This window comes from bacterium (assembly GCA_035308905.1).
In the GTDB taxonomy this organism is placed as follows: Bacteria; Sysuimicrobiota; Sysuimicrobiia; order Sysuimicrobiales; family Segetimicrobiaceae; genus DASSJF01.
Window position 1 is genome coordinate 127,660 of record DATGFS010000042.1, and the last position, 15,774, is coordinate 143,433.

The 15,774-nt window shown below is 69.9% G+C and carries 15 protein-coding genes; 14 read left to right on the forward strand and 1 reads right to left on the reverse strand.

What is annotated here, in order from left to right:
- Positions 1–5: 5 nt before the first annotated feature.
- The 12 genes from VKT83_13350 (at position 6) to VKT83_13405 (ending at position 12,747) form a co-directional block, all read left to right on the forward strand.
- Positions 6–1,340, forward strand: coding sequence for a glycine/betaine/sarcosine/D-proline family reductase selenoprotein B (locus VKT83_13350; protein ID HLY23445.1), 1,335 nt, complete (start codon positions 6–8; stop codon positions 1,338–1,340).
- The gene (locus VKT83_13355; protein HLY23446.1) at positions 1,337–2,686 is read left to right on the forward strand and encodes a glycine/sarcosine/betaine reductase component B subunit; all 1,350 of its coding nucleotides are present in this window, start codon (positions 1,337–1,339) and stop codon (positions 2,684–2,686) included. Before VKT83_13350 ends, VKT83_13355 begins: the two co-directional genes overlap by 4 nt.
- Entirely contained in the window at positions 2,676–4,139 is a 1,464-nt protein-coding gene (gene grdC, locus VKT83_13360) for a glycine/sarcosine/betaine reductase complex component C subunit beta (GenBank protein HLY23447.1), read from the forward strand. Before VKT83_13355 ends, grdC begins: the two co-directional genes overlap by 11 nt.
- A complete protein-coding gene (gene grdA / locus VKT83_13365; GenBank protein ID HLY23448.1) occupies positions 4,136–4,603 on the forward strand; it encodes a glycine/sarcosine/betaine reductase complex selenoprotein A in 468 nt (155 codons plus the stop codon). Before grdC ends, grdA begins: the two co-directional genes overlap by 4 nt.
- Positions 4,604–4,708: 105 nt before the next feature.
- A complete protein-coding gene (locus VKT83_13370; GenBank protein HLY23449.1) occupies positions 4,709–5,419 on the forward strand; it encodes a FadR/GntR family transcriptional regulator in 711 nt (236 codons plus the stop codon).
- 77 nt (positions 5,420–5,496) lie between these two features.
- The gene (locus VKT83_13375) at positions 5,497–6,372 is read left to right on the forward strand and encodes a sugar ABC transporter permease (GenBank protein HLY23450.1); all 876 of its coding nucleotides are present in this window, start codon (positions 5,497–5,499) and stop codon (positions 6,370–6,372) included.
- Entirely contained in the window at positions 6,366–7,208 is an 843-nt protein-coding gene (locus VKT83_13380) for a carbohydrate ABC transporter permease (protein HLY23451.1), read from the forward strand. The genes VKT83_13375 and VKT83_13380 overlap by 7 nt, the downstream gene beginning before the upstream one ends.
- Positions 7,209–7,319: 111 nt before the next feature.
- The gene (locus VKT83_13385) at positions 7,320–8,591 is read left to right on the forward strand and encodes an extracellular solute-binding protein (GenBank protein ID HLY23452.1); all 1,272 of its coding nucleotides are present in this window, start codon (positions 7,320–7,322) and stop codon (positions 8,589–8,591) included.
- A 96-nt stretch (positions 8,592–8,687) separates the two neighbouring features.
- Positions 8,688–9,800: a mandelate racemase/muconate lactonizing enzyme family protein gene (locus VKT83_13390; GenBank protein ID HLY23453.1), complete on the forward strand. Its 1,113-nt coding sequence runs from the start codon at positions 8,688–8,690 to the stop codon at positions 9,798–9,800.
- 41 nt (positions 9,801–9,841) lie between these two features.
- Positions 9,842–10,987, forward strand: a complete 1,146-nt coding sequence (locus VKT83_13395; GenBank protein ID HLY23454.1) for a zinc-binding dehydrogenase — start codon at positions 9,842–9,844, stop codon at positions 10,985–10,987.
- Positions 10,978–11,961: a Gfo/Idh/MocA family oxidoreductase gene (locus VKT83_13400; GenBank protein ID HLY23455.1), complete on the forward strand. Its 984-nt coding sequence runs from the start codon at positions 10,978–10,980 to the stop codon at positions 11,959–11,961. The genes VKT83_13395 and VKT83_13400 overlap by 10 nt, the downstream gene beginning before the upstream one ends.
- Positions 11,962–11,964: 3 nt before the next feature.
- Complete coding sequence (locus tag VKT83_13405) at positions 11,965–12,747, forward strand: sugar phosphate isomerase/epimerase family protein (protein ID HLY23456.1); 783 nt, start codon at positions 11,965–11,967, stop codon at positions 12,745–12,747.
- Between the two features lie 4 nt (positions 12,748–12,751).
- On the opposite strand, the gene VKT83_13410 is transcribed toward VKT83_13405, so the two are convergent.
- Positions 12,752–13,291, reverse strand: a complete 540-nt coding sequence (locus VKT83_13410; GenBank protein HLY23457.1) for a macro domain-containing protein — start codon at positions 13,289–13,291, stop codon at positions 12,752–12,754.
- Positions 13,292–13,471: 180 nt separating this feature from the next.
- Here VKT83_13410 and VKT83_13415 point away from each other — a divergent pair, with 180 nt between their 5' ends.
- Entirely contained in the window at positions 13,472–14,062 is a 591-nt protein-coding gene (locus tag VKT83_13415) for a DoxX family protein (protein ID HLY23458.1), read from the forward strand.
- A gap of 266 nt (positions 14,063–14,328) precedes the next feature.
- Positions 14,329–15,738: a trypsin-like peptidase domain-containing protein gene (locus tag VKT83_13420; protein ID HLY23459.1), complete on the forward strand. Its 1,410-nt coding sequence runs from the start codon at positions 14,329–14,331 to the stop codon at positions 15,736–15,738.
- The last annotated feature ends 36 nt before the right edge of the window (positions 15,739–15,774 follow it).

Here is a 15,774-nt window from a genome sequence, read left to right on the forward strand (position 1 = left end):
ATAGGATGGACGCTCACGGGTTGCGGGTGGTTCATTACATCAACCAGTTCTTCGCGGGGATCGGCGGCGAAGAGCGCGCCGACACGCCGCCGGCCGTCAAGGACGGCCCGGTCGGTCCCGGACGGGCGATCCAGGCCGCCCTCGGTTCGCACGGCGCCGTGGCCTCGAGTATGGTCTGCGGCGACAGCTACTTCAACGAGCGGATCGACGCGGCCGGCGAGGCGGTGCGCGCGTGGCTCGGCGCGCAGCGGCCCGACGTGGTGATCGCGGGCCCGGCGTTCGCCGCGGGCCGGTATGGGCGCGCCTGCGTCGAGGTGTGCCGCATCGCCGCGGATCTCGGGATTCCCGCCGTCACCGGCATGCACCCCGAGAATCCCGGGCTGTTGATGTACCGGGAGGCGTACGTCGTGCCGACCGCCGGCAACGCGGCGGGCATGGCCGCGGCGCTCGGCGCGATCGTGCCGCTCGCCCGCAAGCTCGGCGCGGGGCTCCCGGTCGGACCGGCGGAGGACGAGGGCTACCTGCCGCGCGGCATCCGGCGGCCCGGAGCGCGGGCGCTGCCCGGGGCGCGGCGGGCCGTCGATATGCTCGTCGCCAAGCTCGGCGGGACGCCGTTTCGCACCGAGCTCCCGGTCGAAGGCTACGAAGCCGTGGCGCCCGCGCCGCCCGTCGCGGACATGCCCCACGCGACGATCGCGGTGGTGACGACCGGCGCGATCGTGCCGAAGGGCAATCCGGACCACCTCAAGCGGTGCAGCGAGACGCGGTGGCAGCGCTACGAGCTGGAGGGGCGGACGCGCCTCGAGCCGGACGAGTTCGAGTGCGTCCACGGCGGCTTCTACAACGTCCCGGCGTCGGAGAACCCGAACGTCGTGCTGCCGCTGGACGCGCTGCGGGAGCTCGAGCGCCGCGGCCTCTTCGCGCGGCTCGCCGACTTCTACTGCACCACGACCGGCAACGACCAGCGGTTCGCGGACTGCGTGCGCAACGGCAAGGAGATCGCGGAGCTGCTCTGGCAGGAGCGGATCGACGGCGTGCTGCTCGTCGCGACCTGAGGGTCGTGCAATCGTTGCGGCGCAACGATCAGCAAAGAGATCGAGCGGCGGCGGATCCCGGTGGCCGTGATCAGCGCGCTGCCGCCGCTGGCGATGCAGGCCGGCGCGAACCGCGTCGTGCAGGGGGTCAAGATCGAGCACGTCTGCGGGGACCCGGCGCTGCCGGCGGAGGAGGACGGGGAGGTGCGCCGGCGCCTCGTGGAGCGCGGGCTGCGGGCGCTCGGGACCGCGGTGGAGCGTCCCACGCTCTTCGAAGGGGACGGCACGATGGTGACGGCGCGGTGACGGCGTCGATGAACCTGACCGTGGGGACGTTTCCCGTCCGCGAGGTGGCCTTCGGCGCGCCGGCGGGATGGCGGGACGGGCGCCTCGTCGTCGACGCGGACCGCGTCGCGGCGCTCGTGCGCGAGGACCGCCGCATCCGGCGCGTCGCGGTGGATCTCGTTCAGCCGGGAGAGGCGGCGCGGATCGTGCAGGTGCGCGACGTGATCGAGCCGCGGGTCAAGGTGGAGGGGCCCGGCCACACCTACCCCGGCATCTGCGGCCACGCACCGGACACCGTGGGCGACGGCGTCACGCACCGCTACGCCGGCCTCGGCGTGCTGATCGCGTCCGAGGCGCTGCCCCACATCCGGCGCACGGTCAGCGCGGCCACCGACAGCCTGATCGACATGTCCGGGCCCGGCGCCGTCACCGTGTACAGCACGCTGCGCTACGTCGCCCTGACCATCGAGACGCTGCCGGACCTCGATCTCACCTCGTGGAACGACGCGCTGCGCGGGGCCGCCCACCGCGTCGCGGCCGACCTCGCGGAGCTCGTGCGCGCCCAGACGCCGCCGGAACGGCGCGCGTACCTCCTGGCGCCGCCCGCCGCGGGACGCCCGCGGGTCGTGCACGTGCACACGCTCAACGCCTCGATGGTCCCGGGGATCGGCACCGGCATCTATGGGTACACGCAGCACGCCCTGCCGGTGCTGCTGCACCCGAACGAGATCCTCGACGGGGCGATCGCCGGCGACGCCGTCGTCACCTATCCCGGGAAGTGCACCTGGCTGCACGTGAACAACCCGGCGCTCGGCGCGCTGTACGAGCGCGACGGGACGGATCTCGCCTGGCTCGGCTCGATCATCTCGCGCACGCGGTGGGGCGGGCTCGACGAGAAGCGCCTCAGCGCGTACCAGACCGCCAAACTGGCCGCGATGCTCGGCGCCGACGGCGCGCTCGTCACCTGGAACCACGGCGGCAACGATCTCCTCGAAGTGATGATGACGATTCAAAGCCTCGAGCGCGCGGGCATCAAGACGACGTTCCTCACGATCGAGTCGGACATCAAGGTGGTGCGGATGACGCCGGCGCTCGCGGAGACCGGCACCTCGGAACCGCCGCTCTTGTTCAGCGTGCCGGAGGCCGACGCGATCGTCAGTACCGGGACCCTCGCCCCCGCCGACCCGCTGCCGGCGATGCCGCGGGTGATCGGCGGGCGGGACGTCGTGTTCGATCAGGAGCGCCCCGACGTCCGCACCCCCGCGGCCGGGCCGCTGGATCTCGAGGCGGTGTCGGGCGCATACTCGCCGATCTTCGGGCACTTCGACAACTACGGTCTGGGGCGCCAGAGCTACCTTGACTACTGAGGGCGCGAGGCCGGTCTCGAACGGCGTCCGGCCCGTCGTCCGCGCGGCGCGGTTTGCGATGGCCCATACCCCCGCGCTGATCGCGGCCGGCTCGAAGCCGCGGCGGGAACTCGCCGTGCGCGGGGCGGCGGAGCGCGAAGCCCTTCTCAGGCACCTGCGGTCGTTCGAGGACGCCGTGCGGTATCCGCCGCACCAGGTGATGCTCGGCGCGCTCCCGCCCGAGGCGCTGTGGGGGATTCCGAGGCCGTGGCATGACCGGCCGGTGGACGGAGCGCGGGCGGAGGGCCCCGGCGGCCGGATGCTCGACGAGATGGAGTTCTACGCGTGGCTGGCTCGGGCGGATGCGGCGAGCCTGCTCTATGTCACCCCGGAGTTCGCGCGGACGCTGCAGCACTTCGGCGCGCCCGAGCGGATCCAGACGATGACAGCCCCCGGCCTGGCGCGGGCGGTGGAGCGCGGCGCCGAGCCCCTGCGGCGCACGCCCGACGAGACGGTCGGTGCCGTCGTCCCCGCGCACGAGCAGGACGAGTCGCTCGCGGCGCCGGTGCTGCTGGAGAACCTCGCGGCCAAGGTCACCGGCGGGCTCGCTCTGCGGGCGCTCCTCGACGCGGTCGACTCGGACACTCCCGTCGACTACCTGATTGGATGCGGCGAGGAAGCGGTAGGCGATCGGTATCAGCGCGGGGGCGGCAACCTGGCAAAAGCGATGGGAGAGCTCGCCGGCGTCCGGACCGCCGGGGCGTCGGACGTGAAGTCGTTCTGCGCCGGCCCGCTGCACGCGCTTCTGCTGGCCGGCGCGCTCGTCGCCGGCGGCGTGTACCGGCGCGTGGTCGTGGTCGCCGGCGGGTCGCTGGCGAAGCTGGGCATGAAGTACCGCGGCCACCTGTCCGCCGGCTATCCGGTGCTGGAGGACGTCATCGTCGGCGCCGCGATCGACGTCGTGCCCGACGATGGGCGCAGTCCCGTCCTCCGGCTCGACGCCGCCGCGGTGCACCGGGTCGGCGACGGCGCGGCCCCGCACCAGATGGCCCAGGTATTGTCTTCCGCGCCGCTGCGGGCCGCCGGGCTGCGGCTCTCCGACGTGGACCGCTACGCCGTCGAGCTGCACAATCCGGACATCACCGAACCCGCGGGGTCGGGCGACGTGCCGTACCGCAACTATCAGATGATCGCGGCCCTGGCCGCGCAGGCCGGGGAGATCGAGCGCTCGGCGATGGACCGGTTCATCGAGGCCCACGGCATGCCGGGGTTCTCGCCGACCCAGGGGCATATCGCCTCGGCCGTGGCGTATCTGCCGCACGCGATCGCCGGCCTCACCGACGGTGCGCTGCGTCGGGTGCAGCTCGTGGCCAAGGGCAGTCTGTTTCTCGGACGCATGACCAATATGGCGGACGGCGCCAGCCTGCTGCTGGAGCGGAACGGGGCGCCGCCGGCCGGAGGGAGGTTCGCATGATCGATCTGCACGGCAAGCTCGTTCTCGCGCTCGGCGAGCGCGACGGCATCCCGGCACAGGCGATCGCCGCCTGCGCGGAGAGCGCCGGCGGCCGGGTCGTGTACGCCGCGACCCAGTGCTTCGTCTGAACGTCCGCGGGCGCGATGGATCTGGAGGAGCAGGGGAGGATACAGCAGCTCGTCGAGGCCGGCGAGCGCGACCGCATGGTGGTGGTGCTCGGCACGCCCAATGCCGCCAGCACGCTCATGATCGCGCTGACGCTGACCGAAGGCGACCCCAGCTACGCCGGACCGCTCGCCGGAGTCCCGTTGGGACTCCCCGTGTACCACGTGCTTGAGGAGAGCGTCAGGGACGCCATTCCGGCCGGGGTCTACGAAGAGCAAATCGGCCCGATGGCGTTCGTGCTGGACAAGCCCGGGATCGAAGAGGCCCTCGCCAAGGTTCGAACTCGGGTCAGTTCCTAGACATTCTCTTCCGAAAGGCGGCGAAACGATGAAGGAGTTGGTCGCGACAGGCTAGAATTGGCCGGACCATCAGATAATCACGTAACCTGGGTACCATATTAACCGATGCCAATCACGCCGGTCAAAACGACCAAACTCTACCTTCTAATTGTGGAGCAGCTTAAACAGCTGATCCGAAAAGGCGAGTTTCGGCCTGGGGACCGCTTACCCACGGAGCGTGAGCTTGCCCAACGGCTAAAGGTCAGCCGAGCGCCGACCAGAGAAGCGCTCGTGGCGCTGGAGCTGCTCGATGTGGTCGAGGGCCGGGTCGGCGAGGGATGGTTCGTCAAACGGCCGCCCGACGCGTCCCTCGAGACGACCGCCGAACAGGGCCGCACCCCGAGCGACATCCTGCAGGCGCGCATCCTCATTGAATGTATGACGATCGAGCAGGCCACCCGAGCGCATGACGGCGACGACGTCGCGGCGCTCACGCGCGCCGTGGACGCCTTCCAGGGTGAGGTCGACCGCGGGCTCTACAGCGGTGAGGCAGACCGCCTGTTCCATTTGACGCTCGCACGGATCAGCGGCAACACCGTGCTGTCCGAGTTCGTCGCCTATCTGTGGGATCTCCAGAACGGCCGGTTTTTCCAACTGACCGAGGGCATGAGCGGCCGGCAGGGAGAGCGCGTTCAGCGGTACGTGGCGGAGCACCGGGCAATGCTGCTGCACGTCGTTGCGGGCGACGCCAACGGGGCCAGCATCGCGATGCGCGCGCACCTGGAGGGAGTGTACCGGGACCTGCTGGATACGGAAGTGCCGGCGTCGCCGCAGTAGCGGCGCCCGGTCCGGGAGGGTGACGCACGCAATCCGTCGTCGATCGAGCCGAGTCGGCCGCCCCCAGGCTCGGCCGCATGGCGTGGCGGTCCGAGGCGCTGCTCGCGTGGGCGTTTGTCGCGCCGACGCTCGTCCTCCTGCTCGTGCTGGCGGCCTATCCGCTCGGCTACGGATTGTTCCTGAGCATGACCAACGCTCAGCTCGGCAATCCCGCGCGATTTGTCGGCCTTGCCAATTACGTCCGACTTCCGCAGACTCAGATCTTCGCGCTGACGCTCTGGAACACAGTATGGTACACGGTCGTCGCCGTCGCGGTGAAACTCGTTGTCGGGCTGGTGCTTGCGCTGGTCCTCGCGCAGCGCGCGCCGGGGATGAAGTGGATCCGCGGCGCGGTGCTGGTTCCCTGGGTGACGCCGGTCGCGCTCAGCGTCCTGGCGTGGACGTGGATGTTCGATTCCTCGTTCAGCGTGTTCAATTGGGCGCTGATGCATTTGGGCATCGTGTCCGCCCCGGTGCCCTGGCTGGGCAAGGCGGGCCTGGCCCGGTTTGCCATCGTGCTGGTCAACGTGTGGTCGGGTCTCCCGTTCTTCGGGATCACGTTTCTCGCGGGCCTGATGACCATTCCGCAGGAGCTCTATGAGGCCGCGACCGTCGACGGAGTCGGCGCCGCCGGGCGATTGTGGCGGATCACCCTTCCGCTGCTGCGGCCCGTCGTCGCGACGGTCGTCCTGTTCTCCGTCGTCATGACCAGCAGCGATTTCGCGACCGTCTTCGTGCTGACGCGCGGCGGGCCGCTGAACGCCACGCAGCTGCTGGCGACCCTCGCGTTCAAGCTGGGGCTGGCCACGGGCGATCTCGGCAACGGCGCGGCGATCTCGCTGTACCTCTTCCCAATTCTGCTCGTCGCGACCGTGTGGCAGGCGAGGCTCATGCGGAGGGCGTGGCAATGGTAGCGTCGCCGTCCCGCCGGGCTGTGATCGCGTACGTGACGGCGGCGCCGTTCGTCGCGTTCTCGCTCTTCCCGTTCGTCTGGATGCTCGTCACGTCGCTGAAGAAAGACAGCGAGCTGTACGACCTCGCCCAGAACCCTTTTCTGATACGGGCGGGGATCACATGGCAGCACTACCGGTTTTTATTCGAGCAGACGGCGTTTCCGCTGTGGCTGCGCAACTCGACGCTGGTCGCGATCTCCTCGACGGCGATCTCGCTCGCGCTGGCCCTGCTGGCCGCTTATGCGTTGGCCCGCCTGCGGTTCCGGTACGCGGAGGGGGTGTCGGTGTTCGTGTTCGTCGTCTATCTGATGCCCACGACGCTCCTGTTCCTTCCGCTGGCGCGCGTCGTGGCGGTGCTGCATCTGTCGAACACGCTGTGGTCGTTGATCGCGACGTACCCCGCCTTCATGGTGCCGTTCATCACGTGGATGCTGGCGGCGTATCTCGCCAGCATCCCCCGCGACCTCGAGGAGAGCGCGCTGGTCGACGGCTGCACCCGGCTGGGGGTGCTGCGCTGGATCGTGCTGCCGCTGGCCCGGCCGGGCATTATCACCGCGACGCTATTTGCCTTTACGCTCGCGTGGGGTGAGTTCATCTACGCGCTGACGTTCATCTCGACGACCAGCCTGAAGACCGTGACCGCCGGGGTCGTGGTGGACCTGATCCGCGGCGACGTGTTCTATTGGGGTTCGTTGATGGCCGGGGCTCTCGTGGCGTCCCTGCCTATCGTCGTCCTGTTTTCGTTGTTCCTTGACCATTACGTGGCGGGGCTGACCGCCGGAGCGGTCAAGGGCTAGGGGGGCAAGGGGGTGAGGTCGGCCGCCGATGGACGACGGCGGCGCGGTTGCGTCGCGCCAGGCTTCTCGGAGGAGAAGGGCTGTCTAGGCAGGGGACAAGGAGGGATGCCCATGAGAGTCACACGTCGGACGTTTCTCACGCAGGTCGGCGGGGCAGGCTTGGCGGTTGCGAGCGGCGCGCTCAGGCTTCCGCCGGCGTCGGCGGCCGGGGCCGCCACGCTTCGTTTGGTCGGGCACAGCTCGTACAACGAAGACAGCGACAAGGCGGTCACGAAGATCGGCGACGCGTTCGCCTCGAAGCACAACGCGACATTTGCCGGCGAGTTCATCGACCAGCCGGAGGTGGCGGCGAAGCTGACGGCCGAAGAGCAGGCGCAGTCCGGCCACGACATCGTCGACCTTCAGGACAATCTCCCGGCGATCCACAAGAACTACCTCGTCCCGCTCGACGACGTGGTGGCCGAGATCACGAAGGAGTTCGGGCCGTTCTACCCGGTCGCCAGGGATTCGGGCTACGTGGACGGGCACTGGATCTCGCTTCCGTGGCTGGGCAACTCGGAGCTGGCGGTCTACCGGTCCGACTACCTCGCGAAGGTCGGCGAGCAGCCGCCCGCCAACTGGAACGACCTTCTCCGCGCCGCGACCAAGCTGAAGAAAGCCGGCCACCCGGTCGGCATCGCGATCAGCGCGACGGAAGACTCGAACGCGGCGCTCTACCCGCTGCTGTGGTCGTTCGGCGGGTCGGTCACCGATACGCAAGGACGCCTGGCCATCGACTCGCCGGCCACCAACGCCGCCCTGGATTACGTCCGGAAGCTGGCAGCGCAGATGGAGCCCGCCGTCTACTCCTGGGATGACAGCAGCAACAACAAATACATCCTGTCGGGCCGCGGAGCGTACACCATCAACGCTCCGAGCATCTACCTCAAAGCGAAGCGCGACAAGATGGCGTTCGCGGCGGCGGTCAAACACGGCCAGCCGCCCGCGGGACCGAAGGGGCGCTTCTTCTACGTCGACATCCACGGGTGGGGAATCTTCAAGTTCAGCAAGAACATCGACCTGGCCAAGCAGCTGCTGCGGTCGATGTACACTGTCGAAAGCCAGAAAACGTTCCTCACCCTCGGCCAGGGCTACGACATGCCGGTCCTGCCGCACTTCGACGTGAGCCCGCCGTATGCCGCCGACCCGCAGCTGCGGGCGGAGCTCAACTACATGCCGCACGCACATCTGGCCTCGTATCCCGCGGCCCCGGACGCCCGGGCGGAAAAGGCCTACCAGACCTTCGTTCTCCCGAACATGTTCGCCCGCGCGGCGCAGGGCGCGTCCAACAAAGACTCGATCAGCTATGCTATGAAGGCGCTGAAGGACATCGGATACGCCTAGTCGCAACGGCTCCGCCCGCTTTGTATACGGGGGGCGCCGGACGGCCGGCCGGCTTTCCGGCGCCCCGACACCGGGGCGCCTCACGCGGGGGTAGGCATGCGCATCACGGCCATTCGAACACGGCAGGTCGACGTGCCGCTGCCGGCGCCGTTTCATCCGGCGTGGGCGCCGGGGCGCATCGAGGACAAGATCCGCCTGGCGTACGTGCGCATCGACACAGACGCCGGCGTATACGGCATCGCCGGCCACGAATTCTACGGCGCGGAGGAGCAGTGCGTCGCGCGCATCGCGCAGTACATGGTCGGCGAGGACCCGCTGCGGATCGAGAAGCACGCCGGCACGCTGCGGTACCTGTGGCCGTACTTCGGCACCGCGGTGTGGTTCGTCGAGATCGCGCTGTGGGACATCCTCGGCAAGGTCGCGGGGCTGCCGGTCTACAAGCTGCTCGGCAACTGCCGGGACGCGGTGCCCGCCTACGCCTCCACCGGGCAGAACCGTACGCCGGCCCAACGCGCCGACGACGCCCGGCGCCTCAGGGACGAGGGCTTCCGCGCGATCAAGCTGCGGATCCACAACGACACGCTGGCCGACGACATCGCGCAGGTCGCGGCGGTGCGGACCGCGGTCGGCGACCGCATGGCGATCATGGCCGACGCCAACCAAACCGACGTGGACGGCGCGCCGATGCCGGGGCCGCACTGGAGCTACCACCGGGCCCTCGAGACCGCGCGGGCGCTCGCGGACTACAACGTGACGTGGCTCGAGGAACCGCTGCCGCGCCACGCGTACGAGCAGCTGCGGCGCCTCCGTGAGGCGTCCCCGGTCCCGATCGCCGGCGGCGAGGTGAATCAGGGGTTCGCGGAGCTCCAGCGCCTCCTGGTCGAGGGCAACTACGACGTGCTCCAGCCCGACGTCACGCTGTGCGAGGGACTGCTGCGCATGCGCGCGCTTGCCACGACGGCGCAGGCGATGAACGTGGAGCTGACCCCGCACACCTGGGGCGATCCGCTCGGGACGGTCGCCAACCTCCACCTGGCCGCGGCCATTCCCAACGCCTCGTACTTCGAGTTCCCGCACGATCCGCCGGCGTTCCCCGCGGACGTCTACCAGCAGACCTTGAAGACGCCGCTCGTCGTGGACAACGGGATGGTGCAGCTGCCGCAGGGGCCGGGACTCGGCGTGGAACTGCAGGACTGGATCTTCGAATGACGTCCACGGCGCCCCCGCGGGGCGGTGCCACGAACGGTCGGGTGCGGGCCGCGACGCTGGTCGCGCCCGGACGCTACGAGATCCGCGACTACCCGATGCCGGAGCCGGCGCCGGGATGCGCGCTGATCAAGATGCAGCTGTCGGGCATCTGCGGCACCGACAAGCACACGTATCAGGGGTACACGACCCAGTACGCGGGCACGGCCGCGCCGCGGCAGATTCCGTTCCCCATCATCCAGGGACACGAGAACGTCGGGACGGTCGCGGCCGTCGGCGGCGACGGCGTGTACCGCGACGTCGAGGGGACGCCGCTCGCGGTCGGCGACCGCGTCGTGGTCGGCGCCAACGTGGTGTGCGGCGCCTGTTATTACTGCCGGCACGGCTTCCCGTACTATTTTTGCGAGCGGATGGTGGACTACGGCAACAACATGAGCGCCGCCGAGCCCCCGCACCTCTTCGGAGGCTGGGCGGAATACCTCTACGTCGTTCCGGGCAGCTTCCTCCTCCGGGTGCCGGACGACGTCCCGACCGAGATCGCCGTCCTCACGGAGGTCATGGCGGTCACCGTCGGATTGGATCGGGCCAAACAGATGTCCGCGGTGCCGGACGCGCCGTTTCTCTTCGACGACACGGTGGTGGTGCTGGGCGCGGGTCCGCTCGGAATGTGCTTTTTAATGAAGGCGCGGATGCTTGGGGCCGGGACGATCGTGGCGGCGGACCTCTCGCCGTACCGGCTGGAGATGGCGCGCGCCCTCGGCGCCGACCACGCGCTGGATTCGGGGCGAACGACGGCGACCGAGCGGCTCGACGCCGTGCGCGGGCTGACCCACGGCCGCGGGGCCGACGTGGTGATCGAGTGCGCGGGCGTCCCGCAGGTGATCCCGGAAGCGCTCGAGATGCTGCGGGTCGGAGGCCTCCTGGTCGAGGCCGGCAACTTCTCGGACCTGGGCGACGTGCCGATCAACCCGCACCGCCACCTCTGTACGAAAAGCGTGCGGATTCTCGGCGTCGGCGGAGAGGAAGTCGGCAGCTACGGACCGAGCCTGCGGCAAATGGCGCGCTACCGGCGGCACTACCCGCTGGACCGGTTCGTCTCGCACCGCTTCCCGCTCGACCAGGTCGAGGCCGCGGTCCGCAAATCGATCGCGCCGGACTCGATGAAAGTGGTAATCGATCCATGGGCCTGAAGGTGGGCCTGATCGGCGCGGGCGCGATGGGCCGCCGGCATCTGGAGGCGCTCGCGCGCGACGCGCGCGCGCAGGTGGTGGGCGTCGCGGACGCGGTGGAAGAGGCCGCCCGCTCCGCGGCGGCCGCCGCGGGGGCCGCGCCCTGCCGCGATCTCGCCGACCTCGCGGACGCGGGCGCGGAAGCCGTCTTCGTGACGCTGCCGAACGTGTTTCACGCCCGGGTCGTGCTCGAGGCGCTCGACCGCGGGCTGCACGTCTTTTGCGAGAAGCCGATGGCCACGACGCTCGAGGAGGGACGCGCGGTCGCGTCGCGCGCGCGGCGCGCCGGCCGCGTGTACCAGATGGGCTTCAACCGGCGGTGGTCGCCGTCGTACCGATATTTGAAAGGGCGGATCGACGCGGGCTTCGTCCCGTACTCCGCCAGCGTGAAGATCAACGACGGCGACATGCTGACGCCGAGCTGGTACACGAACGTCGAGATCTGCGGCGGCTTCATGTACGACACCGCCGTGCACCTCGTCGACATGGTCGCGTGGCTCGTGGGTCCGGTCGAGCGGGTCTCGGCGCTCGGCCGGCGCAGCTGCTATCCCGATTACGACGACATCGCGATGCTGCTGCACTGCCGCGGCGACCGCCCCGTCGCCTTCAGCACCTGCGGCCACGCGTCCTGGGCGGCGCCGCAGGAACGGGTGGAATTGTACGGCGATCATGCGCTCCTCGTCTCGGAGGACCTCGACCGCGTGCGGCACACCACCCGCGAGACGGCCGAGGCGCCGTGGGAGCAGCTGCCGTCGCCCGACCGCGTCACGCTCTGGGGGTACGTGGACGAGGACCGCGAGTTCATCGACGCCTGCCTGGGCCGGGTGCCGCCGCCGGTCGGCGCGGGCGAGGCGTTCCACAGTATCGCAGTGCTCGAGGCCGCGTACGCCAGCATCCGGAACGGCGGCGCGTCCACCCCGGTCGCCCAGGAGTAGCGCATGTATCTCTCGTGCAGCTCGGAGTCCTACGCCGCGGACCTCAACGACGGACGGATGAGCCTCGCGGCCTGGTTCCGGTTGTGCGCCGAGGAGCTCGGGCTGCGGGCGGTCGAGCTCGAGGACAAGCACGTCGGCGAGCCGTCCGCCGCACGCATCGCCGAATTGACCGCCGCCGCGGCGCGCCACGGCCTCGAGATCGTCAACATCGCGCTGATGAACAACTTCGGCCTCGCCGACGACACGCGGCGGCGCGCCGAGGAGGAGCGTACCATCGCCTGGATGGGCACGTCGCGCGATCTCGGGGCGCGGTTCCTGCGTACGTTCGCCGGCTGGCCGGAAGGCGACCGCGCCGCCCGGTGGCCGGCGATGATCGCGTCGCTCCGGACGGTGTGCGCGCGCGCGGAGGCCGCCGGCGTGGCGCTCGTGATGGAAAACCACAATCACGGCGGGTTCGTGCAGACGGCGGACGACGTCGCGGCCATCCTGGACGCGGTGGGGAGCCCGGCGCTCAGCCTGCTGCTCGACACGGGCAACTTCCTCGACGGCCGGCCCTCGATCGAGCGCACCGCGTCCCTCGCGCGGCACGCCCACGCCAAGTTCACGCGGGTCGGCCGGAACGGACGGGACGAGCGGATCGACAACGCCGGGGCGATCGACCTGCTGCGCGCCGCCGGGTATCGGGGCGCCGTCTCCGTCGAGTACGAGGGCGAGGAGGCCGGGCGGACCGCGGTGCCGCGCGCGCTCGGGTACCTGCGGAGCCTCGGCCTGGGCGTGCAACCCTGACGCGCTAGGGCTCCGGCAGCAACTCCTCCAGCACGCGGGCGTGGGTCGACTCATCGCCCGCGCCGTAGAGTATAAAGCGAACGTGCGCCACGGACGTCAGTTTCGGAATCTCCTCGATCACGGTGCGGAGCGCCACCCGCGCGGCCGCCTCCATCGGATAGCCGAAGACGCCCGTTGAGATCGCCGGAAAGGCGATCGACGTGAGGCCGTGCCGCTCGGCGAGGGCCAGGGCGTTGCGGTAGCACGCGGCCAGCAGGGCGCCGGCGGGCTCATCCCGGCCGTAGACCGGCCCGAGGCAATGGATCACGTACCGGTTCGGCAGGTTGTGGGCCCCGGTGATCACGGCTTGTCCCGGACGGATCGGGGCGAGCGGCCGGCACTCCGCCTTGAGGCCCGGGCCCGCGGCCCGGTGGATCGCGCCGGCGACGCCCCCGCCCGTTCGCAGCGCGCCGTTCGCCGCGTTGACTACGGCGTCGATGCCCGGCTGCGCGGCGATATTGCCCCGCACGCATTCGATCGTGACCCCGCGGTGCTGACGCCGGATCATGGTGGATGCTCCCGAGCGGCGCGGGCGGCCGCCGCGATCACTATACAGGAGCCGTAGGACTGCCTGCGAGGCCTGTCGCCCGTTCCTGCGCCCGCCCGATACCGAATCGGACGCGTGCCTGATGCGGGCCCCGGCGCCCTGCCGTAGACTCGATGTCAGGACGAGGAGGTGGGTGCAATGGCCAAGGTGACGAGGCGTGGAACGATCGTGGGGGACCCACCGATTGCGCAGTTTCTGTTCAGCGATACCCGTATGGCGTGGTTCTGGCTGCTGGTGCGGCTCTATGCGGGCTATGAGTGGTTGATCGCCGGCACGGAGAAGCTGAGCAATCCGGTGTGGACGGGGTCGAAGGCGGGGCTCGCGATCACCGGCTTCGCGAAGGGCGCGCTGGCGAAGACGGCGGGCGAGCATCCCAACGTCGCGCACTGGTACGCGGTATTTCTCCAGGGAATCGTCCTGCCCCACGCGGTTGTGTGGAGTTGGGCGATTACGCTCGGCGAGATCGCCGTCGGTATCGGACTGATTCTCGGCTTGTTCACCGGCATCGCCGCGTTCTTCGGCGGTCTCATGAACGCCAACTATCTGCTGGCGGGGACGGTCAGCACCAACCCGATCCTGTTCATCCTCGCCACCTGGCTGGTGCTGGCGTGGAAGACCGCGGGGTATCTCGGGCTGGATTATTACGTCCTGCCGCTGCTGGGGACGCCGGGACGGCCCGGCCGGCTCTTCGGCGCGCCGCCGAAGAAGATCCACCCGCTGCCGGCCTGACGGGACGCGGCCGCGCTTCGACCGACGGCGGCATCCAGGCCCGCCCGGCACGCCGGGCGGGCCTGGCGCGTTCACCAGCAACTTCCCGGTTGCTCCTGGTCGTGGCGCTGATCATCTTGGTGTACAATCTCGTCACGGGCGCAGCGTCGGCCTGAGCCGGACGCGGCCGCCGGCCGCCGCCGCGAAAGGATTGATATTCGGGAGGCGCGAAATCGCTGGCGCTCTGAGACGCAGCTGACATTTCGCACCCGGGGAGAGGGGAAACAATGACCGGTCCGCGGCACTGGCGCCGTCCCTTTGCGGCGCTTTTATCTTGGAGTCTCATCATCGCGCTGTGCGCCGTTCCGATCGCGTCGGCGGCGCCGGCGGCGTCCACGCCGTCCATTCAGGAGCTCTACCGCCGGGCGTCGCCGGCCGTGGTCTTCATCACCCAGGTCGACGCGGCGGGCAAGACGACGTCGCTCGCCAGCGGGTTCGTCGTCTCGCCGAACGGCGTCATCGTCACAAACCATCACGTCATCGATCCGGACCAGGGCGCCGTTCACATCCGGGTGAAGGTGCCCCGCGGCGACGTGTACACCGACGTCCGCGTGATCTACGCCGAATCGCGGCGCGACTTCGCGGTGATCACGATCAAGGCCGCGGGCCTTCCGGCGCTCCCGGTCGCCGATTCGGACAAGGTCGAGGTCGGCGATCGGGTGATCGCCATCGGCAACCCCAAGGGACTGGAGCTCACGCTCACCGAGGGGATCGTCGAAAGCGTCCGCCTGGATCCGCAAAACGGGTACCGCTTCATCCAGCATCAGGCGCCGATCTCGCCGGGGTCCAGCGGCGGGCCGCTGCTCAATATGAAGGGTGAAGTGATCGGCATCAACGCGTTCGGGTTCAAAGACGCGCAAAACCTCAACGGGGCGATCCCGATCAACTACGTCAAGCCGTACTTCACCGACTCGGCGAAGGTGACGTGGGAGGAATGGGCGCACGTGGCCGCGGGCGGCACGACGCCTCCCCGCCCGGTGGCGCCCGCCGCGCCGGTCCCGGCCGCGCCGACCCCGGTCGCACCGAGCCAGCCGGCGCCGGCGGCTCCGCGCCCGCCGGCATCAGGCGCCGCCTGGACCCCGCGGTCTTTCTTCGAGCACGTCGCCGACTTCCGCACGAGTGCCGACTCCTTCAAACGCGGTTTCGCCGCCGGCATATACGACGCGGTGTCGATGTTTGCCGCGGCCGCGCAGGGCCAGGGTCTGAGCAGTCCGGCCTCCGTGGGCCTCTTCCAGTGCCTTGACGGGAAAGGCGACCGCCTGGGCCAGTTGAGCACGTGGCTGGCGGATGCGACGCAGAGCGCCTCGGATACGACGGCCGTGGTATCGGTGGTCGTGCGGGCGTGCCAGCGCGCCTTCACCCCGGGGTCGTTCTTTGCGCACGTGTCCGATTTCAAGCGCAACGGCGACGACTACCGGCTCGGCTTCGCGGCGGGCGTGTACGACGCGGTGTCGCTCTTCGCGACGGCGGCGCAGGACGCCGGCATCGACGCCCAGCGGACGATCGGGCTGTTCAAGTGCCTCGATACGAAGGGCGACGTGCTCGCCGACCTGACGACCTGGGTGTCCGGCGCGGCCCGCGGCGGGGCGGACCGCGATTCCACCGTGGGGACCATCGTCAAGGCCTGCGAGCAGTGAGGGTGCCGTGCCGGCGGCGACGTCGAAGCGGGACCT